General features: G+C 60.9%; 24 protein-coding genes. 13 read left to right on the top strand and 11 right to left on the bottom strand.

The window, feature by feature from the left end:
• Positions 1-25: 25 nt before the first annotated feature.
• Positions 26-685: a glutathione S-transferase family protein gene (locus GNF76_RS07305; protein WP_155582491.1), complete on the bottom strand. Its 660-nt coding sequence runs from the start codon at positions 683-685 to the stop codon at positions 26-28.
• A 125-nt stretch (positions 686-810) separates the two neighbouring features.
• Between GNF76_RS07305 and GNF76_RS07300 the strand changes: the two genes are divergently transcribed.
• The 3 genes from GNF76_RS07300 (at position 811) to GNF76_RS07290 (ending at position 4,606) form a co-directional block, all read left to right on the top strand.
• A complete protein-coding gene (locus tag GNF76_RS07300) occupies positions 811-1,092 on the top strand; it encodes a hypothetical protein (protein WP_155582490.1) in 282 nt (93 codons plus the stop codon).
• Positions 1,093-1,342: 250 nt separating this feature from the next.
• Complete coding sequence (locus GNF76_RS07295) at positions 1,343-1,597, top strand: TIGR02647 family protein (RefSeq protein WP_155582489.1); 255 nt, start codon at positions 1,343-1,345, stop codon at positions 1,595-1,597.
• Positions 1,598-1,765: 168 nt separating this feature from the next.
• Positions 1,766-4,606 carry a class I adenylate cyclase gene (locus GNF76_RS07290; RefSeq protein WP_155582488.1) on the top strand — a complete coding sequence of 947 codons (2,841 nt, stop codon included), beginning with the start codon at positions 1,766-1,768 and terminating at the stop codon, positions 4,604-4,606.
• Here the strand turns inward: GNF76_RS07290 and rnk are convergent.
• The 3 genes from rnk to cyaY form a co-directional block, all read right to left on the bottom strand.
• Positions 4,603-5,013, bottom strand: a complete 411-nt coding sequence (gene rnk, locus GNF76_RS07285; RefSeq protein WP_155582487.1) for a nucleoside diphosphate kinase regulator — start codon at positions 5,011-5,013, stop codon at positions 4,603-4,605. The two genes, GNF76_RS07290 and rnk, sit on opposite strands and share 4 nt — an antisense overlap.
• 131 nt (positions 5,014-5,144) lie before the next feature.
• Positions 5,145-5,363, bottom strand: coding sequence for a DUF1289 domain-containing protein (locus GNF76_RS07280; protein WP_178123214.1), 219 nt, complete (start codon positions 5,361-5,363; stop codon positions 5,145-5,147).
• A 2-nt stretch (positions 5,364-5,365) separates the two neighbouring features.
• Positions 5,366-5,698, bottom strand: a complete 333-nt coding sequence (gene cyaY, locus GNF76_RS07275; protein ID WP_155582485.1) for an iron donor protein CyaY — start codon at positions 5,696-5,698, stop codon at positions 5,366-5,368.
• 239 nt (positions 5,699-5,937) lie between these two features.
• Here cyaY and lptM point away from each other — a divergent pair, with 239 nt between their 5' ends.
• Genes lptM through GNF76_RS07245 form a run of 6 tightly spaced genes read left to right on the top strand, consistent with a single transcriptional unit; the run spans position 5,938 to position 10,524 of the window.
• Entirely contained in the window at positions 5,938-6,099 is a 162-nt protein-coding gene (gene lptM, locus GNF76_RS07270; protein ID WP_155582484.1) for an LPS translocon maturation chaperone LptM, read from the top strand.
• 9 nt (positions 6,100-6,108) lie between these two features.
• Positions 6,109-7,356: a diaminopimelate decarboxylase gene (lysA, locus tag GNF76_RS07265; RefSeq protein ID WP_155582483.1), complete on the top strand. Its 1,248-nt coding sequence runs from the start codon at positions 6,109-6,111 to the stop codon at positions 7,354-7,356.
• Positions 7,357-7,360: 4 nt separating this feature from the next.
• Positions 7,361-8,191 (top strand): diaminopimelate epimerase, encoded by an 831-nt coding sequence (dapF, locus tag GNF76_RS07260; protein WP_155582482.1) that lies wholly within the window; start codon positions 7,361-7,363, stop codon positions 8,189-8,191.
• 13 nt (positions 8,192-8,204) lie between these two features.
• Positions 8,205-8,930: a DUF484 family protein gene (locus GNF76_RS07255; RefSeq protein ID WP_155582481.1), complete on the top strand. Its 726-nt coding sequence runs from the start codon at positions 8,205-8,207 to the stop codon at positions 8,928-8,930.
• Positions 8,931-8,932: 2 nt separating this feature from the next.
• Positions 8,933-9,832, top strand: coding sequence for a tyrosine recombinase XerC (gene xerC, locus GNF76_RS07250; protein WP_155582480.1), 900 nt, complete (start codon positions 8,933-8,935; stop codon positions 9,830-9,832).
• A complete protein-coding gene (locus GNF76_RS07245; RefSeq protein ID WP_155582479.1) occupies positions 9,829-10,524 on the top strand; it encodes an HAD family hydrolase in 696 nt (231 codons plus the stop codon). Before xerC ends, GNF76_RS07245 begins: the two co-directional genes overlap by 4 nt.
• A gap of 188 nt (positions 10,525-10,712) precedes the next feature.
• Here GNF76_RS07245 and sutA read toward each other — a convergent pair whose 3' ends face one another.
• The 4 genes from sutA to glnK all read right to left on the bottom strand — a co-directional run bounded on the left by sutA (position 10,713) and on the right by glnK (position 13,490).
• Positions 10,713-11,039, bottom strand: a complete 327-nt coding sequence (gene sutA / locus GNF76_RS07240) for a transcriptional regulator SutA (RefSeq protein ID WP_155582478.1) — start codon at positions 11,037-11,039, stop codon at positions 10,713-10,715.
• Between the two features lie 103 nt (positions 11,040-11,142).
• The gene (locus GNF76_RS07235) at positions 11,143-11,568 is read right to left on the bottom strand and encodes a secondary thiamine-phosphate synthase enzyme YjbQ (protein WP_155582477.1); all 426 of its coding nucleotides are present in this window, start codon (positions 11,566-11,568) and stop codon (positions 11,143-11,145) included.
• A gap of 210 nt (positions 11,569-11,778) precedes the next feature.
• Positions 11,779-13,116, bottom strand: a complete 1,338-nt coding sequence (locus GNF76_RS07230; protein ID WP_155582476.1) for an ammonium transporter — start codon at positions 13,114-13,116, stop codon at positions 11,779-11,781.
• A gap of 35 nt (positions 13,117-13,151) precedes the next feature.
• Positions 13,152-13,490, bottom strand: a complete 339-nt coding sequence (glnK, locus tag GNF76_RS07225) for a P-II family nitrogen regulator (protein WP_002555808.1) — start codon at positions 13,488-13,490, stop codon at positions 13,152-13,154.
• 422 nt (positions 13,491-13,912) lie between these two features.
• Here glnK and GNF76_RS07220 point away from each other — a divergent pair, with 422 nt between their 5' ends.
• Both GNF76_RS07220 and GNF76_RS07215 read left to right on the top strand, forming a co-directional pair.
• Positions 13,913-14,173: an accessory factor UbiK family protein gene (locus GNF76_RS07220; protein WP_155582475.1), complete on the top strand. Its 261-nt coding sequence runs from the start codon at positions 13,913-13,915 to the stop codon at positions 14,171-14,173.
• Between the two features lie 227 nt (positions 14,174-14,400).
• Positions 14,401-15,897, top strand: a complete 1,497-nt coding sequence (locus GNF76_RS07215; RefSeq protein WP_155582474.1) for a YifB family Mg chelatase-like AAA ATPase — start codon at positions 14,401-14,403, stop codon at positions 15,895-15,897.
• On the opposite strand, the gene GNF76_RS07210 is transcribed toward GNF76_RS07215, so the two are convergent.
• Positions 15,894-16,478 (bottom strand): TetR/AcrR family transcriptional regulator, encoded by a 585-nt coding sequence (locus GNF76_RS07210; RefSeq protein ID WP_155582473.1) that lies wholly within the window; start codon positions 16,476-16,478, stop codon positions 15,894-15,896. The genes GNF76_RS07215 and GNF76_RS07210 overlap by 4 nt on opposite strands.
• Positions 16,479-16,592: 114 nt before the next feature.
• Here GNF76_RS07210 and GNF76_RS07205 point away from each other — a divergent pair, with 114 nt between their 5' ends.
• Positions 16,593-17,507 carry an ABC transporter six-transmembrane domain-containing protein gene (locus GNF76_RS07205; RefSeq protein WP_155582472.1) on the top strand — a complete coding sequence of 305 codons (915 nt, stop codon included), beginning with the start codon at positions 16,593-16,595 and terminating at the stop codon, positions 17,505-17,507.
• Positions 17,508-17,626: 119 nt separating this feature from the next.
• Here the strand turns inward: GNF76_RS07205 and GNF76_RS07200 are convergent, their stop codons facing one another.
• Positions 17,627-19,603, bottom strand: a complete 1,977-nt coding sequence (locus GNF76_RS07200; protein WP_155582471.1) for a methyl-accepting chemotaxis protein — start codon at positions 19,601-19,603, stop codon at positions 17,627-17,629.
• A 189-nt stretch (positions 19,604-19,792) separates the two neighbouring features.
• Positions 19,793-20,713, bottom strand: coding sequence for a LysR substrate-binding domain-containing protein (locus GNF76_RS07195; protein ID WP_155582470.1), 921 nt, complete (start codon positions 20,711-20,713; stop codon positions 19,793-19,795).
• Positions 20,714-20,865: 152 nt separating this feature from the next.
• Between GNF76_RS07195 and GNF76_RS07190 the strand changes: the two genes are divergently transcribed.
• Positions 20,866-22,278: a NorM family multidrug efflux MATE transporter gene (locus tag GNF76_RS07190; RefSeq protein WP_155582469.1), complete on the top strand. Its 1,413-nt coding sequence runs from the start codon at positions 20,866-20,868 to the stop codon at positions 22,276-22,278.
• Positions 22,279-22,377: the final 99 nt, after the last annotated feature.

Below are 22,377 nucleotides of genomic sequence, written 5' to 3'. Positions count from 1 at the left end.
AGGCGTCATCACAGGCACCCAAGCTCTACTTCTTCACCGCAATCATCGCCATGAACGCCGGCATTGCCGCTTCCCTGTCCGCCGCCACTCGCTGGGCATTGGGCAACGCATGCAGGCGCTCCAGCAGTGCCTTGAGCGCTGGCAACTCAGCCAAGAGATCCAGGCCGAACAGCTTCTCACCCACGGCGCTGGCGAGGTTTACGCTGTACATGAAGTACAGATCCGCAATCGTGAAGCTGTCTCCCGCCACATAAGGCGCAAACTGTCCATGGCGCCCCAACGAAGCAATCCCCAGCAGCAACTCAGCCTTGGATTTTTCCTTGATCGCCTCCGGTACCGGCATGCCAAAGAACGCTTCGGCAAAACAGGCCCGAGCTGGCAGCTCGATATACAACTCGATCTCCCGGCACAACGCCAACACTTGCGCCCGCTGGAACGGGTCACCGGGTAATAGCGCAGGCCCCGACTGAGTCTGCTCGATGTACTCGAGGATCACGCTGGTTTCATTGATAAAGCCTTGCGCAACACCCAACACCGGCACCTTGCCACGGGGGCTTACAGCCAGAGCTTCAGGGGTTTGGCCGGCGTAGAAAGGCACCTCTTCGAAGGGCAGCCCTTTCTCCAGCAGCGCCAGCTTGACCATGTTGTAGTAGTTGCTGACCGAAAATCCATAAAGCTTGAGCATCACAAAGCCTCCAGGCCGTGTACGGGGTTGGCAGCACTTGTTATAGAACGTCCAGGCGCACCTGACCAGCAGCATCACCCGACTGAATGGAGGTAGACTGGCGCCCTTTCCTTCAGGAGCCTGCCATGAGCGAGCCAACCGATATCGACAACGACGAAGAAGAGTTCGCCGAGACCACCTTGATTGAAGCGATCGAAAACCAGATCGAAAGCGACAACCCGCCCGCCGCCAAAGCTACGTTCAACAAGCTGACCCTGGTGGGGTATGAGCGTGAAGATATCCTGCAGATGATGGCCCATGTGCTTGCCGTCGAGATTGATGCCCTGCTTGAGGAAGACCGCGCTTTCAATACCGAATGGTATGAAACGGCCTTGCGCGCACTGCCAGAATTGCCGCCTGAAAGATAATTGCGGCCAAACATTGATCCATGTGGGAGCTGGCTTGCCTGCGATGACGCCGGCGCGGCCAATATTACAGCCGCCTGACACACCGCTATCGCAGGCAAGCCAGCTCCCACCCTGGATCCTCGTGACCGCACCGTTTGCGTTCACCCTGCGCCATGTCAACACTCCACGACTTCCTGCTGGACAGCTCGCCCAAGTGCGTTCACCTTATGGCTGCTAACGCCTAAAAATTCCTAGAAAGTCTGGAGTCCTTATGTCGTATACCCCTGAGTTGGTTGCCGAACTGGAAATCCTTGCACTCTTCAACCTGGGCAGCTCCCAGGAAGGTCTGAAAGTTCATCAGACCGCCGCACCTTCTGCCATTGCCGCTGCCAGACGCCTGTTCGATAAAAAATTGATCGACCAGCCAGACGGGGGCTACCTGACCAGCCTTGGCCGGGACGCAGCAGAACAGGCCCAGGGCCTGCTGACCATTCTTACCATCAGCAATACCAAAGAAGCCGCCTGATACCACGCATCGCCCACGGGATCCTCTTTTCACGGATTCCGCGGGCATTCCTGCGCCTGCGATAAAATCCTGACGTCAAAAACAAATTCCGCTTAAACGTCCTACGCTACTGACTGTAAACTCCCACACGGCTGCCCACGTCGGGCCCTGCGAGCCACCGAGTTCCACATGACCCGCACCCATGAAATCCGCCCCGACCTGGACGAAGGCATCGACCGCAAGGTGCTGGCCCAGCTGCGTGCGCGGTTTCTGGCTCTGAATGAAGGACGTATCGCCCGGGCCATCGAGGGGCTGACCCCACGCCAACAGAGCGTGCTGACCCTGCTGCCGTTGTTTTTTCACGTCAACCACCCGTTGTTGCCTGGCTACGTTTCGGGCAGCACACCGGCCGGGCTGTCTAACTTCGAACCCGACGCTCCGGTGCTGGCCGAAGCCCAGCGCCTGACTCGTTCGTTCTCCTACAAAGCCCGCCACGGCAACCCCCCACGACCGATTCATGGCCTGTTTCTGATGGGCAGCCTGGGCACCCTGGCCCAAGCGGATCAAAGTGATATGGACGTGTGGGTCTGCCATGCCCCCGACCTGAGCGAGAGCGAACTGGCCGAACTGCGCAAAAAATGCCAGTTGCTGGAAGCCTGGGCCCTGACCATGGGTGCCGAAGCGCATTTTTTTCTGATTGAACCCACCCGGTTTGTCCTGGGCGAGCGCGACACCCAGCTCAGTTCCGACGACTGCGGCACCACCCAGCACTATCTGCTGCTGGACGAGTTCTATCGCACCGCCATCTGGCTGGCCGGGCGCACGCCGATCTGGTGGTTGGTTCCGGTCTACGAGGAAACCCGTTACGCCGAATTCACTCACGCGCTGATTTCCAAACGTTTTATTCCTGCCGATGAAACCCTCGACCTGGGCCACCTGGCCCACATCCCGCCCGGGGAATTTATCGGGGCAGGCCTGTGGCAGTTGTTCAAGGGCATCGAGTCCCCGTACAAGTCAGTACTCAAACTGCTGCTCACCGAGGTCTACGCCAGCGAACACCCGAACGTGCAATGCCTGAGCCTGCGCTTCAAGCGTGCGGTGTTCGCCAACCAAGTGGACCTGGATGAGCTGGACCCCTATATCGTGGTCTACCGACGTATCGAGGAACACCTCAACGCCCGTCACGAGCCGGAGCGCCTGGAACTGGTGCGACGCAGCCTGTACCTGAAGGTGAACCGCAAACTCAGCGCCGGCCAACGGTCGTCAGGCTGGCAACGCCTGCTGCTTGAGCGGCTGGCCAACGAGTGGGGCTGGGATCAACGACAACTGGCCCTCCTCGACAGCCGCAGCCAGTGGAAAGTCCGCCAGGTCGCTTCCGAACGCCGCGCCCTGGTCAACGAACTCAATTACAGCTATCGCTTCCTGACCCAGTTCGCCCGCACCGAACAGACCGTCAGCCTGATCAACAAACGCGACCTCAACGTACTCGGTCGGCGTTTGTACGCCGCTTTCGAACGCAAGGCCGGCAAGATCGAGTTCATCAATCCCGGGATTGCCCCAGATCTGGCGGAAGACACCCTGACCCTGGTCCACTCGCCCAATCGCAAGGAGCCGGGCCAACATCATTGGGGCCTGTACAACGGCAGCTTGAATGCCCTGGAATGGGAGCACTTCGCGCCGATCAAGCGCAGCCGCGACCTGCTGGAAATGCTCACCTGGTGCCACCGCAACGGCGTGATCGACAGCAGCACCCGCCTGGCCTTGCACCCAGGCACCAGCGATATGACCGAATTCGAGCTGTTCAACCTGCTGGGCAGCCTGCAACAGACCATCGCCCTACCCCTGGCGAGCGTCGACGAAGAACACCTGCTGCGCACGGCGGTGCCCAACGAAGTACTGCTGCTGGTCAATGTCGGCATCGACCCGCTCAAGCACCATCGTGACCTGAACATCCTGATGACCACCGAACGCACCGACTCCTTGAGTTATGCGGGCGTGCGGGAAAACCTGGTGTTGACCCTGGACCAGGTTACCGTCAACAGTTGGAACGAGGTGATGGTCAGCCGCTATGACGGCCCCCATGCACTGCTCGATTGCCTGCGGGACTACTTGAACCAACTGCCGCCCAATCAACTCCCAAGGCTACGGGTGCGCTGCTTCTGTCATAACCGCGCGCAATTCATTGCCCAGCGGGTGGAAGAAGTTTTCGATACCGCGCAAAACCTGCTGCTCGGCCAACTCAATCATCGCTACCTGCTTCAGGTGCAGCAGCACTATCACGTGATGGAATTGGCGCCGGGGCAAGTCAATCATGTGTCCTTGGCCAGCCAACAGGCATTGATCGGCTACCTCAGCGAGGAGTTGGCCAGCTACAGCCCGTTGCACCTGGACGCCATGGCCCTGGAAGACCATGACTTGGCGTTGCTGCTGCCCATGGGCCTGCCCAACTGTGTGCAGGTGTTCTACCGAATCAACGACGCCTTCGCCGAGCTGTACGTCCTCGACGAATTCAACGCCCTCTGGCAACAGCGCCTGCCGTTTCACGACGAGCAAAGCCTGCTGGTGCCGTTGCAACGCTTCCTGCAGTCGATCATCTACCGCCGCGACGCGCTGTCCACTCTGGACCCGCAACAACCGCTGGGTGCGGTGCAAACGTTGTACTACCAGCTATTGCCATCAGGCAGCGGCCGCGCGCGCCGGGCCGAACCGCGCTCCGCACCGCAGACCCTGGCCAACAAACCGTTTTATGACGTGCAGGCGATCATCGGCAAAGGCGCACCGGGTCAGGTGAGCATCACCTTGTACTGCAATCAGCGGGAGTTTTGCGAGTTGGAATTTGGCGACCAGCTATTTGCAGTGGTCGCTCAAGAGATCGTCGGGCAACGCCGGGAGACTGAACGTTACCGTTGCTACATCACCGACCTGGACCTGTCCGGCCTGCTCGGTGATGTTCAAAGCCCGAGCAATCTGTACCTGCGCTACAAGGCCGAGCTGGAGCAGGCGCTCAATCAGGCGCTGAACCAGATTTAGAGGGTGAAGGCGCCGCCGTCTTTGGGCTGGGCTTCGACACTGAGCAGTTCCAGCTTGAGGGTCTTGCCGCCAGGCGCCGGCCAATCAATGTGCTGACCGACTTGCAGGCCCAGCAACGCGCTGCCGACCGGGGCCAGGATCGAGATTTTGCCTTGATCGGCATTCGCGTCCTTGGGGTAAACCAGGGTCAGGTGATAGTCCTTGCCACTGCCTTGCTCACGGCAATGCACGCTGGAGTTCATGGTCACGACCGTTGCAGGCACCTCATCGTGGCCAACCACTTCTTCGGCGCGGTCAAGTTCGTGTTGCAGGGCTTCAACGCCCGGCGAGTCCTCGCCTACACGGTCAATCAGTTGCTCAAGACGCTGCACGTCGAGACGGGTGAGGATGATGGAAGGTGCGGTCATGATTCAGGCAGACTCCTTTTTTCTGCACAAAAAAGCAAAACCCCGCCAGGAAAAGGCGGGGTTCTCACGGACCTCGATGAGTTGAGGTGTACCCGGACACTACCACAGCGCAATAAATAAACAAGCCAGGGTCAGGAGCAGGCCTTGCGCTGCTCAGCCTGGGCGACGATCACCCGCCGCCGCTGATCGTCGGCAGAACGCCATTCGCGGATGTCTTCCACATGGCGGAAGCAGCCGAGGCAGACTTTCTGCTCATCCAGCCGACATAAACTGATACAAGGTGACGGCACCGCCGGGCTGACATTACTGAACAGCGGCTTGGGCGGGCGTACGGAAACGGGCTGTGTCACGATCAGATCTCGTCGAAGTCCAGCTCGACGCCGGCCTGTTCCTTGGTCAGGCGACCGAGCATTTCGCTCAGCAGCTCATCGCTCGTGTCGTGGGCCCAGCGATTTTCCTCTTCATCGTAGTCGAAGTGAAAACCACCGGAGCGCGCCGCCAGCCATAGCTGACGCAGAGGCTCCTGGCGGCTGAAAATCAGTTGGGTGCCGTTTTCGAATTTGACGCTCAGCACACCGGCCGAGTTCTCCAGGTCCACATCCAGACCGCTCTCGTCGAAAATATCCTCCAGCGCTTGCTGGGTCGCATCCACCAGGTCGTGAAAACGGGCTTCGGTCAAACTCATTGTGGGAACCTCGAAAAGTGTCTGGTCTCGCTCAAGCGCCGCACAATACGGACGCACCATCATGATTGCAAAGGATACTGATTTCATTACCCGCAGCCGCGTGAAATATCCTCAATTACCGTAAGCCTAATCGCGACAATCTCGGCAAAGCCCCGCCGGACGGGTATCCCGGCGCATAGGCAAGCTGGCGGGTGGTCGGTATACTCGGGCGCAATTAATGCATATTCAAGGATTTCGCCATGAAGCGCCTGATCTCGTCCCTTGCTGCGCTCGTCGCGGTCGCTTGCCTCGTTAGTGCCTGTGGTCAAAAGGGCCCGCTGTACCTGCCGGATGACAGCAAAGATCCAAATGAGCAGGCGCAATCGTCGCAAACCAAAGCGCACAAGAACGACACCTTCTAAGGGAACACCATGGACGCTTTTAACTACCGGGACGGCGAGCTGTTCGCGGAAGGTGTCGCGCTGTCCGCCATTGCCGAGCGCTTTGGCACCCCGACCTACGTGTACTCCCGTGCCCACATCGAAGCGCAATACCGCTCCTTTGCCGATGCGCTGGAAGGCACGCCAAGCCTGGTGTGCTACGCAGTAAAAGCCAACTCCAACCTGGGCGTGCTCAATGTCCTGGCGCGTCTGGGCGCCGGTTTCGACATCGTGTCCCGAGGCGAACTGGAGCGTGTGCTGGCAGCTGGCGGTAAAGCGGACAAGATCGTGTTCTCCGGCGTCGGCAAGACCCGCGAAGACATGCGCCGTGCGCTGGAAGTCGGCGTGCATTGCTTCAACGTCGAGTCCACCGACGAGCTGGAGCGCCTGCAAATCGTCGCGGCCGAGCTGGGTGTTCGCGCGCCGATCTCCCTGCGGGTCAACCCGGACGTCGATGCGGGCACTCACCCGTACATCTCCACCGGCCTCAAAGAAAACAAGTTCGGCATCGCTATCGCTGACGCCGAAGACGTCTACATCCGCGCCGCCCAGTTGCCGAACCTGGAAGTATTGGGTGTCGACTGCCATATCGGCTCGCAACTGACCAGCCTGCCACCGTTCCTCGATGCCCTCGACCGCCTGCTGGCGCTGATCGACCGTCTTGGCGAGTGCGGCATCTACCTGCACCACATCGACCTCGGTGGTGGTGTCGGTGTACGTTATCGCGATGAAGAGCCGCCACTGGTGAGCGATTACATCAAGGCCGTGCGCGAGCGTACCGAAGGCCGCGAACTGACGCTGATGTTCGAGCCAGGCCGCTATATCGTTGCCAATGCCGGCGTGTTGCTGACCCAGGTCGAGTACCTCAAGCACACCGAGCACAAGGATTTCGCCATCGTCGACGCGGCGATGAACGACCTGATCCGGCCAGCGCTGTACCAGGCCTGGATGAATGTCACTGCCGTGCGCCCGCGTGACGGTGCCGGCCGCGACTACGACATCGTCGGCCCGATCTGCGAGACCGGCGACTTCCTGGCCAAGGAACGTCAGTTGGCCCTGGAAGAAGGCGATCTGCTGGCCGTGCATTCAGCCGGTGCCTATGGGTTTGTCATGAGTTCCAACTACAACACCCGCGGTCGTACCGCCGAGGTGCTGGTGGACGGTGATCAAGCGTTTGAAGTGCGTCGCCGCGAGACGGTAGCCGAGTTGTATGCTGGCGAAAGCCTGCTGCCGGAGTAAGACCATGCTGCTGCGTTTTACCAAGATGCACGGGCTGGGCAATGATTTCATGGTCCTCGACCTGGTCAGCCAGCACGCGCATATCCTGCCCAAGCACGCCAAGCTGTGGGGCGACCGTCACACCGGTGTTGGCTTCGACCAATTGCTGCTGGTCGAAGCCCCAAGCAACCCGGAAGTGGATTTCCGTTACCGGATCTTCAACTCCGACGGCTCCGAAGTGGAACAGTGTGGCAACGGTGCCCGCTGCTTCGCCCGCTTTGTCCTGGACAAGCGCCTGACCGCCAAGCGGCAGATTCGTGTCGAGACCAAGAGCGGCATCATCGAGCTGGATATCCGCAGCGACGGCCAGATCAGCGTCAATATGGGCGCGCCTCGGCTGGTCCCGGCGGATATTCCGTTCCAGGCTGACGAGCAAGCGCTGAGCTACCCGGTGGAGGTAGACGGCAAGACTGTCGAACTGGCCGCCGTGTCCATGGGCAACCCCCATGCGGTGCTACGGGTCAACGACATCAACAACGCGCCGGTCCATGAACTGGGGCCGAAAATCGAACACCACCCGCGCTTTCCGGCACGGGTCAACGTCGGGTTTCTGCAGGTCATCGACCGTTCTCGTGCGCAGTTGCGCGTTTGGGAACGCGGTGCCGGGGAAACCCAGGCGTGCGGCACCGGTGCTTGCGCCGCGGCCGTGGCCGCGATCAGCCAGGGGTGGATGGATTCGCCGCTATTGATCGACCTGCCCGGCGGACGCCTGTCCATCGAGTGGGCAGGCCCGGGCCAACCGGTGATGATGACCGGCCCGGCCATGCGCGTATACGAAGGACAGGTCCGTCTATGAGAGAGCCAATCCAATGACCGATAAGCCCCAGGTGCCTACGCCAACGCCCGACGAATCCCCTTCCGAAAGCCTGGAGGCAGCGGCCGTCGCCGCTTACCTGGAGGCTAATCCGGACTTCTTCGTCGAGCATGAAGAACTGCTGCCGGCCATGCGCATCCCCCATCAGCGTGGTGACACCGTATCGCTGGTGGAGCGGCAGATGAAGATCCTGCGCGAGCGCAATATCGAAATGCGCCACCGGCTCTCGCAGTTGATGGACGTCGCTCGCGACAACGATCGCCTGTTCGACAAGACCCGTCGCCTGATCCTCAGCCTGATGGATGCCGCTACCCTGGAAGATGCGGTGATTGCGGTCGAAGACAGCCTGCGCCAGGACTTCCAGGTGCCCTTTGTCAGCCTGATCATGTTCAGTGACAAGCCCATGCCGGTAGGTCGCTGGGTCAGCGGCAGCGACGCACAAACCGCCATTGGCGGCCTGTTGTCCGAAGGCAAGACCATCAGCGGCACCTTGCGCGAGCATGAGCTGGACTTCCTGTTTGGCGAAGAACAGCGCAAGCAGATCGGTTCTACGGCCGTGGTCGCCCTCAGCCATCAAGGCCTGCACGGTGTCCTGGCCATCGCCAGCCGTGACCCGCAGCACTACAAGAGCTCGGTGGGTACGCTGTTTTTGGGCTACATCGCTGAAGTCCTGGGCCGCGTCCTGCCGCGCTTCACCACAGCCCTGCGCGCGGTACGCTAGCCATGGAACGACAACTGGACGCCTACTGCGCTCACCTGCGCAGCGAGCGCCAGGTGTCTCCTCATACGCTGGACGCCTATCGACGGGACCTGAACAAGGTCCTGGCGTTTTGCGAGAAGCAACAGATCGGCAGCTGGAAGGCCCTGGATATTCAGGGCCTGCGCAGCCTGATCGCCCGCCTGCACCAGCAAGGCCAATCCTCCCGCAGCCTGGCGCGCCTGCTGTCAGCGGTGCGTGGCCTTTATCACTACCTGAACCGCGAAGGCCTGTGCGACCACGACCCGGCCAACGGCTTGGCCCCGCCCAAGGGCGAGCGACGCCTGCCCAAGACCCTGGACACCGATCGCGCCCTGCAGCTGCTGGAAGGTGCGGTGGAGGACGATTTCCTGGCCCACCGCGACCAAGCCATCCTTGAGCTGTTCTATTCCTCGGGGCTGCGCCTGTCAGAACTGACCAGTCTCAACCTTGATCAACTGGACCTGGCGGATGGTCTGATACAGGTGCTCGGCAAAGGCAGCAAGACCCGCGTGTTGCCGGTCGGCAAAAAAGCCCGGGAAGCCTTGCAGGTATGGTTGCCGCTACGGGCCCTGAGCAATCCGTCGGATGACGCGGTGTTTGTCAGCCAGCAAGGCCGGCGCCTGGGGCCGCGGGCCATCCAATTGCGGGTCAAGGCCGCCGGTGCACGTGAGCTGGGGCAAAACCTGCATCCGCACATGCTCAGGCACTCCTTTGCGAGTCACTTACTGGAGTCCTCCCAGGACTTGCGAGCGGTGCAGGAATTGCTCGGTCACTCCGACATCAAGACCACCCAGATCTACACCCACCTGGACTTCCAGCACCTGGCGACGGTGTACGACAGCGCCCACCCACGGGCCAAACGCATCAAAGGCAGCGACTCATGAGTATCAAGCTGATCACCTTCGACCTGGACGATACGCTCTGGGATAACGTGCCTGTCATCATCAATGCCGAAGCGTCGATGCGCGAATGGCTGGCCACCCACGCGCCACAGGTGGGTGAGTTGCCGCTGGAGCAGTTTGCCAGCCTTCGTCAGCAAGTGCTGCAACGCCATCCCGAACTCAAGTACCGCATCAGCGTGTTGCGTCATCGAGTGCTGATGCACGCCTTTGAAGAGGCGGGCTACCCACAGCCAGAAGCCACGGAAATGGCCGATGTGTGCTTCGAAGCCTTTCTCCACGCCCGGCACCAGCTCACGATCTTTCCCGAAGCCGAACCCATGCTGCAAGCGCTGCGTCGCCGCTACCTGCTGGGCGTCATCACCAACGGCAATGCCGACGTGCAGCGCGTAGGCCTGGCAGACTATTTCCACTTTGCCCTGCGCGCCGAAGACATCGGCATCGCCAAGCCGGATGCACGGTTGTTTCAGGAAGCGCTGCAGCGCGGCGGAGTAGATGCCAGCGCGGCCGTGCACATTGGCGATCATCCAGGCGATGACATCGCCGGAGCCCAGCAGGCGGGGCTTCGGGCAGTATGGTTCAACCCGGCGGGCAAGGTCTGGGAGGCGGATAAGCGGCCAGATGCGGAGATTCGCAGCCTGACTGAGTTGCCGGGCCTACTTACTCGCTGGGAATAACACCAAACCCTTTGTGGGAGCTGGCTTGCCTGCGATGGCGGTGGGTCAGGCCGCACACCGCTAGCTGATACACCCCCATCGCAGGCAAGCCAGCTCCCACGCGGAATAACGACAACCCTGCCATTTTGTTTCACCCATGAAAAAGCCCGCAGCGACGGCGGGCTTTTTCAGCAAGCAAGTAACCGACCTTAGATAGGACGGCTGCCGTACTTGTTATCCGGCTTCTTCGGTGGATCTGCCACCACGTTGGCCTCGACTTCCTGCACTTTGCCGCCTTTAGCGAGGAATTCTTCCATCGCACGGGCCAGCGCATCGCGCTCTTTGTTCTTGGCTTCTACGCTCGGCAGTTCGTCAACCGAAACAGCGGCCTTGGCCTTGCCCTTGGCAGCCGGGGCCGGTGCATCATCGCCACCGTCGTCGTCAGCCACGTCTTCGGCAGCCGCCTCAAGACCTTCTTCAGCTTCGTCTTCGTCGCCTACTTCGAGGTCGTCGTTTTCCAGATCATCGTCGCTCATGTTCTACCTCATGACTTGCGAAAAGCAGATTAGTTATAGCCCAGCTTCGCCGTCTGTCGAAGGCCGCTGAGAAAAAATCAACATCCACCGGATAACCAGTGGCTTATGCCTCATCACCGTGCAAGGTGGCGAGGACTTTACGAGCACCGCCATGATCACGGTGCTCGCCCAGATAAACACCTTGCCAGGTCCCCATTGCCAAGCGGCCGGCCTTGACCGGCAAACTCAGCTGGCAGCCCAGGAGACTGGCCTTGAAGTGCGCCGGCAGATCATCGGGACCTTCGTCGTTGTGTTCATATCCCGCCGTGCCTTGCGGCACCAGCGCATTGAAAAAACGTTCGAAGTCACGACGAACCGCCGGATCGGCATTCTCGTTGATGGTCAACGAGGCCGAGGTGTGCTGCAGCCACAAATGCAACAGGCCCACCCGACAGGCCTTCAACTCAGGCAAGCCGGCGAGCAACTCGTCCGTCACCAGATGAAAGCCCCGGGGCTTGGCCCGCAGGGTAATCAGGGTCTGTTGCCACATACAGTTCTCCGCACATCGGCGCGCATTCTAGCGCGCTCAGGGAAAAAACAAAGTGCCGAATACGCCTACATGGCTGTAAGACATTCGCACACTGAAAAGTGCCTTGTGGATCCCATCACAAAGTCAGGAGAAAAACCCGTACACCTTTAACCGCAGACAAACGCCAGACAAAAAAATGCCCGGCAAGCCGGGCATCTTTTTTTCGCGTACTTACAAGTTGTAGCCGCGCTCGTTGTGTTGTGCCAGATCGAGGCCGACAGCCTCTTCCTCTTCGGTCACACGCAGACCCATGACCATGTCCAGCACCTTGAGGATGACGAAGGTCACAATCGCGGTGTAGATCACTGTAAAGCCAACACCTTTGGCCTGGATCCAGACCTGCGCCGCAACGTCAGTCACGGTGCCAAAGCCGCCCAGGGCCGGTGCTGCGAACACACCGGTGAGGATGGCGCCGACGATGCCGCCGATACCGTGCACGCCGAAGGCATCCAGGGAGTCGTCGTAACCCAGCTTGCGCTTGAGGCTGGTGGCGCAGAAGAAGCAGAGCACACCGGCAACCAAGCCGATCACCAAAGCACCCATCGGGCCGACGGTGCCAGCGGCTGGCGTGATTGCCACGAGGCCGGCGACCACACCCGAGGCGATCCCCAAGGCACTTGGCTTACCGTGGGTGATCCACTCGGCGAACATCCAGCCCAACGCCGCAGCAGCGGTGGCAATCTGGGTGACCAGCATCGCCATGCCCGCGGTGCCATTGGCCGCAGCAGCGGAGCCGGCGTTGAAGCCGAACCAGCCGACCCACAACATGGCCGCACCGACCAAAGTGTAACCAAGGTTGTGCGGCGCCATTGGCGTGGTCGGGAAGCCTTTACGCTTGCCGAGCACGATGCACGCTACCAAACCGGCAACACCGGCGTTGATGTGCACCACGGTGCCGCCTGCAAAGTCCAGCACGCCCCAGTCGCCCAGCAACGAACCCGGACCGCCCCACACCATGTGGGCAATCGGCGCGTAGACCAGGGTGAACCAGACAGCCATGAAGATCAGCATCGCGGAGAACTTCATCCGCTCGGCGAAGGCACCGACGATCAGCGCCGGAGTGATGATGGCGAAAGTCATCTGGAAGGTGACGAACACCGCTTCAGGGAACAGCGCCGCCGGGCCGGTGATGCTGGCCGGGGTCACACCCGAGAGGAACAGCTTGGACAAGCCGCCGACAAACGAGTTGAAGTTGACGACGCCTGCTTCCATACCGGTGGTATCGAACGCCATGCTGTAGCCGTAGACGAACCACAAGATGGTGATCAGGCCGGTGATGGCGAAGCACTGCATCATCACGGAAAGAATGTTTTTCGAACGAACCATGCCGCCGTAGAACAGCGCCAGGCCCGGAATGGTCATGAATAGCACCAGCGCGGTGGATGTCAACATCCACGCCGTGTCGCCGGAATTGAGGACTGGAGCCGCCACTTCGTCTGCCGCCATAGCCAGGCTGGGCATTACGATGGACAACAGGGCTCCTAGCCCTGCGAATTTGCGCAGAGTCATATTGTTTTCTCCTGGGGCGTTGGGGGTTTGGCGGCTTAGATTGCGTCGGTATCGGTTTCGCCGGTACGGATGCGAATAGCCTGTTCCAGATTGACCACGAAGATCTTGCCGTCACCGATCTTGCCGGTGTTGGCGGCCTTGGTTATCGCTTCGATAACCCGGTCAAGATCCTTGTCGTCAATGGCGACATCAATCTTCACCTTTGGCAGGAAATCGACCACGTATTCCGCGCCGCGATACAGCTCGGTATGACCCTTCTGCCGACCGAAGCCTTTGACCTCAGTAACGGTAATGCCCTGCACGCCGATCTCGGACAGTGACTCGCGTACATCGTCCAACTTGAACGGCTTGATGATGGCAGTGACTAGCTTCATGAAAACTCTCTCCCGAATTGGTGGACTTGCCCCAGGAAAACAAACCCGTCTCAAGTCTAAGCGCAGTGCCTGGCTTTGTAACGCTTCGTCGTCCTGACAAATGCCATTGCGACGCGAGCTAACCACTGGTGACGCAAGCTGTACTCCGGACCAAAGGCGCACTGCATTCGTCACAGCGACTGCATCAGTGCATGGGTCATGATCGTCTAAGCAGAAACCTTGCCAGCTCCGTAAAAATCACTGAAATCAATCCTTTGCCCACTCATGCCCACCTGTGGGGCTCAACAGCTGCAGCGATACGCACGAAAACAGTGCGCCGACGCCCGGCCTCATGCGCGAAAAGCGTGCGTCGCCCGCCCTGGAAAAGACTATAGAGGCTGCGTGATACACTGCTGGCCAACCGTTTTTCCGGAATATTTCCCATGCTCGCGCCCAAAGACCTCCTCGACGCCCTGAGTGGCCACGCCTCCCGCCTGTTCAGCGGCGACACCCCACTGCCCCGCAATGAAATCGAAAGCCAGTTCAAGGCACTGCTGCAAAGTGGCTTCAGCAAACTGGACCTGGTAAGCCGGGAAGAATTTGATAGCCAGATGGTGGTACTTGCACGCACTCGTGCGCGGTTGGAGAGCCTTGAAGCCAAGGTGGCGGAGCTGGAAGCGCGGTTGACCCCAACCGCCGAATAACCCATGGCATCACTCAATCAAACTGTGGGAGCTGGCTTGCCTGCGATGGCGGCGGGTCAGGCAGCACATCGCTAACGGGTAAACCGCTATCGCAGGCAAGCCAGCTCCCACATTTGCTCTGCATCGCCCTTCTGATACGTTCTGCAAAATCTCCCCCGTCGCGCTTCGCCCCGCCTCGACTACCCTTGAACAACCGCAGGAAGCGGCCCTTCATTCAAGGAACGAGCATGTCCCTCGCCATCGTCCATAGCCGCGCCCAGGTGGGCGTTGAAGCGCCTGCCGTCACCGTCGAGGTGCACATGGCCAACGGTTTGCCATCCCTGACGTTGGTGGGTTTGCCGGAAACAGCGGTCAAGGAAAGCAAGGACCGCGTGCGTAGTGCCATTCTCAATTCTGCGCTGCAATACCCCGCCCGCCGTATCACCCTCAACCTCGCGCCCGCCGACCTGCCCAAGGACGGCGGGCGCTTTGATCTGGCGATTGCCTTGGGGATTCTCGCGGCCAGTGTGCAGGTGCCGGCGCTGATGCTCGATGACGTGGAATGCCTTGGCGAACTGGCACTGTCCGGCGAAGTACGCGCGGTAAAAGGCGTGCTGCCCGCAGCGTTGGCCGCACGCAAGGCCGGGCGCACCTTGATAGTGCCCAGCGCCAATGCCGAGGAGGCGTGCCTCGCGTCAGGCCTGAAGGTGATCGCGGTGGACCATCTGCTGCAAGTGGTGGCGCACCTGAACGGGCAGGTGCCGATTGAGCCGTTTGTTTCCAGTGGGTTGATGTACCTGAACAAGCCCTACCCTGATCTGAGCGAAGTGCAAGGCCAACTGGCCGCCAAGCGAGCGCTGCTGATTGCGGCAGCAGGCGCCCACAACCTGCTGCTCAGCGGACCGCCTGGCACCGGGAAAACCTTGCTGGCCAGCCGTCTGCCGGGATTGCTGCCGCCCTTGAGCGAGCAGGAAGCGCTGGAGGTGGCAGCGATTCAGTCGGTGGTCAGCCTGGCGCCGTTGAGCCATTGGCCGCACCGGCCATTTCGCCAGCCGCACCATTCGGCCTCAGGACCGGCGTTGGTGGGTGGCGGCTCGAAACCACAGCCGGGAGAGATCACCCTCGCCCATCACGGCGTATTGTTTCTCGACGAACTGCCCGAGTTTGATCGCAAGGTGCTTGAGGTACTGCGCGAGCCGCTGGAGTCGGGCCATATCGTCATCTCCCGCGCCCGCGATCGAGTAAGTTTCCCGGCGCGCTTTCAACTGGTAGCGGCAATGAATCCTTGCCCTTGCGGCTACATGGGCGAGCCAAGCGGGCGCTGCCGTTGCACGCCGGAACAGATCCAGCGCTATCGCAATAAACTCTCGGGCCCCTTGCTGGACCGGATTGACCTGCACGTCACCGTTGCGCGGGAAAGCACCGCTCTGAACCCCGGCCCACAAACCGGCGACGACACCGCCAGCGCTTCTGTCCTCGTCGCCCAGGCCAGAGATTGCCAGCAACAGCGCCAGGGCTGCGCCAATGCCTTTCTCGACCTGCCGGGGCTACGCAAGCACTGCACGTTGTCGAAGGTCGATGAAGGCTGGCTGGAGACCGCCTGCGAGCGGTTGACCTTGTCGCTGCGGGCAGCGCATCGGTTGCTCAAGGTGGCGCGCACCCTGGCGGACCTCGAGCAAACAGAAGGCATCGCTCGCCACCATTTGGCAGAAGCGTTGCAGTACCGGCCAGCGGCAGTCGGCTAAAGATCCTTGGGCAAATCCAGAAGCAGCGTTGCTACCTCCATTACCTCATCCAGTACCGCTTCTGCCGATTCAGCGGACGGTTTGAGCAACAGGTCATCGACATACCCCATCGTGACGGCAAAGAGCTGACGGGCAGCGCGTGTGGGCGAGTCGCAACGGAATACCCCAGCACCAACACCGCGCTCGATCACCTCGGCGAGCATGGCTTGCCACTGGGCGTTGATCTCCAGATACGCCTGGGCCAATTCCGGGTCGTGCATCGCCTCGTCCCAGGCATCCAGCCACAACGCCCAACCGGCATCGGCGGCACCAGGCAGACAATCGTGCAAAAACCCCAGCAGCGCGTCGAGGGGCGGCGCGTCCGCCAAGGGCGCGCGCACTTCATCCAATTGCTCATTGGCAAACCGCACAAACGCTTCGCGGCGCAATTCTTTCCAGTCGCTGAAGTAGTGATAGACATGGCTGCGGGACAGCCCGGCGTGGTCTGCCAGGTCGCGGGTGGAAACATCGGCGAAACCCTTGCTGCGAAACAGCTCCAGGGCGGCGGCAATGATCTGGTCTTTACGGTCGATACGCGACATGAGGCTTTTCCTTCAGGCACCGGTAGATGAGCGGCACTTGCTTTTTGAGCGATCGCTCAAGGATACTTGAGCAGTCGCTCAATACTAGCGCCTATCACGCCCTCGGTGAACCCCATGTCATCCGCAACACCACAAATCCTGATCGAAGAAAGCAAGAAAATCGGCCAACAATCCGCCGGCCAGACGCTCAAGGCGATTGCCAAAGCCTACCCCGGCAAGCTGTTCTGCACGTTGTCGCTGGTGGCGCTGGAGAACGCACTGCTGCTGGCCTACCCGCTGTTTGCCGGGTTCGCGGTGGATTCAATTATCCGGGGTGACGCCACCAGCGCGCTGTTCTACGCCGCCGTGGTCATGGCGTTCTGGGTGGTCGGAGCCGCGCGACGGGCGCTGGACACCCGCACTTTCACACGGATCTATGCCGACCTTGCGGTGCCGGTGATTCTCAACCAACGCCTGCAGAACCACAGCACATCGAAGGCTGCGGCACGGGTGGTGCTGGCGCGGGAGTTTGTCGATTTCTTTGAAAAGCACGTGCCAATCATCGCCACGGCGTTGGTGTCGATTGTTGGTGCGGCGGTGATGTTGATCGTGATTGAGCCGTGGGTCGGCCTGGCGTGCCTGGCTGCACTGGTGCTGTGTGTCGCGTTATTGCCACGTTTTGCCCAACGCAATCAGGAGCTGCATGAGCGCCTGAATAATCGCCTGGAGAAAGAAATCGGCCTGGTGGAAAAGGTTGGCGCGCCGACCTTGCGGCGCCACTACCACGTGCTGTCACGCCTGCGGATCTGGCTGTCAGATCGCGAGGCCGTGGCGTACCTGCTTCTTGGCACGCTGGCGGCGCTGTTGTTTGTGGTTGCCATCAGCCAGTTGGCGCTGTCACCAGCGGTCAAGGCCGGTCACGTGTATGCGGTGATGACCTACCTGTGGACCTTCGTCACCAGCATGGACGAAGCGCCCGGGATGGTCGATCAACTGGCGCGCCTCAAGGACATTGGCAAGCGAGTGGATCCGGGGCTTGGCTCTCTGTAGCCGCTGCCGAGGTACGAGGCTGCGATGCGGGCCGCAGGACCGCCGCCCGATGACGGGCAAGACGGTATCTACAGGCGATGGCGTCAGGTGTGTAGGTATTTATGCCGCGATGGGGCCCATCAGCGAAACCGATCCACTTCCTGGCGCAAGCCTGCCGCCAAGGTCTCAAGCTCCTTGGCGGTAACGGCCAGGTTCGACACCACTTCCCGCTGCTCGCTGTTGGCCAGGGCAATGCTCTGCAGGTTGCTGCTGAGCAAGGTGGCCGTGCTGCTTTGTTCCTGAGTCGCCGTGGTAATTGCCGCAAACTGCTGGCCGGCCGAGCGGCTTTGTTCGTCGATCCGTGCCAGCGCCGACGCCACGTCAGCGTTGCGTGACAGGCCTTCCTGCATCAGCACGTTGCCCTGCTCCATGGTACTGATGGCATTGCCGGTTTCCTGCTGGATGCTCTGGATCATCCCGGAAATTTCGTCGGTAGCCTGACGGGTACGCGATGCCAAATTACGGACTTCATCCGCCACCACCGCAAAGCCACGACCCTGCTCACCCGCGCGGGCAGCCTCGATAGCAGCGTTGAGTGCCAACAGGTTGGTCTGGTCGGCAATCGAGGTGATTACGCCGACAATCCCGCCAATTTCCTGGGAACGCTGCCCCAAGGTATTGATCACCGCTGCCGTGCTGTTCAGCGCCGTGGCGATGTGCTCCAGGGACGACGACGCCTCTTGCATCGAGGTCCGCCCAATACGGGTTTGCTGGGCGTTGTCCTGGGCCAGGCGTTCGGTATTGCCCATGTTGTCGGCGATATTCAACGAGGTGGCGCTGAACTCCTCCACCGCGCCGGCCATGCTGGTGATCTCGCCGGATTGTTGCTCCATGCCTTCATACGCTCCGCCGGATAAACCCGACAACGCCTGGGCGCGGCTATTGACCTCTTCGGCCGCCTTGCGAATGTGCGAAACCATGGTCGACAGCGCTTCGCCCATCTGGTTGAAACTGCGGGCCAACTGACCGATTTCGTCATGGCTGGACACGTTCAGGCGTGCACTCAAGTCACCGGCGCCCAAGGCTTCGGCCTGGCGTACCAGATCCCCCAACGGCTGCAACTTGCTGCGCAATAACCAAACGGCGGCGCCCACCGCCAGCAACATCGCCAGCACACTGCCGATCACCAGGCGAATACCCACGGCCCAAGTGACGGCACGGATTTCAGCCTTCGGCATGCTGGCCACAACCGACCATGGACCGCCTTCGAAGGGCACCGAAACGCTATAGAAGTCTTCGTCCTTGTCACTCCAGAAACGCCCCTTACCCGGCGTCTTGGCCAAGTCGAGCATAACCGGAACCGATTGATCCAGCGCTTGCACACCTGCTGGCGGTACCAGCCAGTGTTGCTGCTCATCCAGCAATGCCAGGGAGCCGGTCTGGCCAATACGGAAGCGTTTGAGATTGTCGAACTGGGCATTCTGCGCATCGGTGTAGTCGAAGCCGATAAACAACACGGCAATCACCTTGCCACCGGCATCCCGCACCGGGCTGTACTGGGTCATGTAGGAGCGTTCGAACAAGACCGCCCGGCCCACGTAGCTCTGCCCGGCGAGCAAGCGCTGATACGCCGGATGCTGGTGGTCCAGAACCGTGCCAATGGCGCGGCTGCCATCCTGCTTGGTCAGCGAAGTACTGACACGGATAAAGTCCTCGCCACTGCGCACGAACACCGTCGCCACGCCGCCGGACATTTGCTTGAAGTTGTCGACTTCAGCGAAATTGTTATTGAGCACTTCAGTGCCCAGGTACAGGCCTGGAGTTTGCACACCGGCGACAGTCACTGGCTGGTCAGGACGCACACTCAGCCCGGCGCCGAAGCGCTTTTCAAACAGCCCGCTCAAGCGCTGGGTACTCTCGCGCAAGGTGCTGTGGAAGGTATTGAGTTGGTCAGCCAACAACCGCGCCTCGCTCGCCAGGTGTTCTTCCCGGGTGTCGAGGTTGGCGGAGTCCAGCGAGCGCAAGGCAAAAACGGTACTGCCGCTGATGACGACAGCCAGTATGACCGCTAAGGCAAGACCCAGTTGGGAGGCGATCCGGGCGCGAGGTTGAGACATGACAGCTCCTGGCCGAGGGACCGGATCATCCTGATCTCGTAGCGCGACTCGGCGAAATTTCTAGTAGGGGGCACGCTGAGCCGCTCCTGCATGGCGGCTCCGATACACCTACTTCGGCGGCCACCCGCAATACTTGAGCGATCCACAGGGGTATCACCCAAACGCATTGTTTGCGGGCGCTACATCGATTCAGTCGAGCCGCTCGACCTGGGGCAGTTCCATGGCCTGGACCTCGCTTTGAAGAAAGTCCGCCAGCCGGCGCAGGCGCTCACCACCGGGGCGGGTTTTCGGCCAGACCAGGTAATAATCTTCCCCGCTGGCGACCGCCGTGGGCCATGGCAGGCTCAGCCGCCCCTGGGCCACATCTTCGGCCACCATCAACAGATCACCCATCGACACGCCGTAACCCCGCGCGGCGGCGATCATGCCCAGCTCCAGCGTGTCGAACACCTGTCCGCCTTTGAGCGACACTTGTGACGACAGCCCCATGCGCTCCAGCCAGTTGCGCCAGTCGCGGCGGTCCGGCGTCGGGTGCAACAGTTCGGCGGACGCCAACCGCGCGGCATCCCAGGGGCCATCATTCAGCAGATTCGGCGCGCCCACCGGAATCAGCAGCTCCGGGAACAGATAGCTGGCCTCCCAGTCCGGCGGAAAATGGCCGTTGCTCAGCAACACCGCACAGTCGAAGGGTTCCTGATTGAAGTCCACTTCATCGATGCTCATCCAGGCACTGGTCAATTGCACTTCATTGCCCGGCTGCAAATGCCGGAACCGGCTGAGCCGTGCCAGCAACCAGCGCATGGTCAGGGTGGACGGTGCCTTCATGCGCAGGATGTCATCTTCGGCGTTCAAGGTATGGCAGGCGCGCTCCAGGGCGGCGAAACCTTCGCGCACACCGGGCAGCAGCAACCGCGCCGCTTCTGTGAGTTGCAAGGTGCGACCGCTGCGCTGGAACAGGCGACACGCAAAATGCTCTTCGAGGGTGCGAATGTGCCGGCTGACCGCACTTTGGGTGATCGACAACTCCTCCGCCGCCCGCGTGAAAGAGTTATGCCTGGAAGCCGCTTCAAACGCCCGCAAGGCGTAAAGCGGAGGAAGACGACGAGACATAAGGAAAGCTCCAACGACGTAATATCGAAACCCTACCAGAATCATTAAGGCATGAGTTTTAATCATGCAAACGATCGCTTTTATCCCTTTGTGTAAAGCACCCAGAGCGCCGAGAATCAACCCTTTCCCCACTCCCTGACTTTTTGAGCGTGATGATCATGCAGCATCCGGTACGTAGCGAACTCTGGGCCATTCTGCGGCTGGCAGGGCCGTTGATTGCCTCACAGTTGGCCCACATGCTGATGGTGCTGACTGACACCCTGATGATGGCCCGCCTGAGCCCCGAAGCCCTGGCCGGCGGTGGCCTGGGAGCGGCGAGCTATTCGTTCGTGTCGATTTTCTGCATCGGCGTGATTGCTGCCGTGGGCACGCTGGTCGCCATCCGCCAGGGTGCCGGCGACATCGAAGGCGCCACCCGGCTGACCCAGGCCGGACTGTGGCTGGCCTGGCTCATGGCGCTGGTAGCCGGCTTGCTGCTGTGGAACCTCAAACCGATACTGCTGATGTTCGGCCAGACCGAAACCAACGTGCATTCGGCCGGCCAGTTCCTGACGATCCTGCCGTTCGCCCTGCCCGGTTACCTGACGTTCATGGCCCTGCGCGGTTTCACCAGCGCCATCGGCAAGGCAACGCCAGTGATGGTCATCAGCCTGGGCGGCACCGTGCTCAATTACCTGCTCAACCACGCCTTGATCGAAGGCATGTTCGGCCTGCCGAAACTGGGGCTGATGGGCATTGGCCTGGTGACCGCCATTGTCGCCAACGGCATGGCCCTGGCGCTGATGTGGTACATCCGCCACAACCGCGCGTATGACGCTTACCCACTGCGCAAAGGCCTGTCGCGCCCCAACCGCCAGTACCTGCGGGAGCTGTGGCGCCTGGGCCTGCCGATCGGCGGCACCTACGCGGTGGAGGTCGGGCTGTTTGCCTTTGCCGCGCTGTGCATGGGCACCATGGGCAGCACGCAGTTGGCTGCGCACCAGATCGCCCTGCAAATCGTCTCGGTAGCGTTCATGGTGCCTGCAGGATTGTCGTATGCGATCACCATGCGGATCGGCCAGCATTACGGTGCCGGGCAATTGCTCGATGCGCGCATGGCCGGGCGGGTCGGGATTGTCTTTGGCGCGGTGGTAATGCTGGGATTTGCCATGGTGTTCTGGCTGCTGTCCAACGAATTGATCGGGCTGTTCCTCGACCATAACGACCCGGCCTTTCGCGACGTCATCAGCTTGGCAGTCAGTCTGCTGGCGGTGGCGGCCTGGTTCGAACTGTTCGACGGCGTGCAAACCATCGCCATGGGCTGTATCCGTGGGCTCAAGGACGCCAAGACCACGTTCCTGGTGGGATTGGGTTGCTATTGGTTGATCGGTGCGCCGTCGGCCTGGTTGATGGCTTTCACCTTGGGCGGGGGGCCGACCGGCGTGTGGTGGGGCCTGGCCCTGGGCCTGGCGTGCGCGGCGGTGAGCCTGACCTGGGCATTTGAAGTGAAGATGAAGCGGATGATTCGGCGCGAAGGTGTTGAGACTGACGCACAAGGCTCATTCCAGGCGGCACAGCCGGACTAGAACCCGACTGCCGCTGCCGAGGCACGAGGCTGCGATGCGGGGCGCAGGACCGCCCTAGGGGCCGCTACGCAGCCCATCGCAGCCTCGTACCTCGGCAGC

The sequence above is a fragment of the Pseudomonas spelaei genome (genome assembly GCF_009724245.1).
Lineage (GTDB): Bacteria > Pseudomonadota > Gammaproteobacteria > Pseudomonadales > Pseudomonadaceae > Aquipseudomonas > Aquipseudomonas spelaei.
Note: the sequence above shows the minus strand (reverse complement) of the source record. Positions and strands in the feature narration are given on the sequence as shown.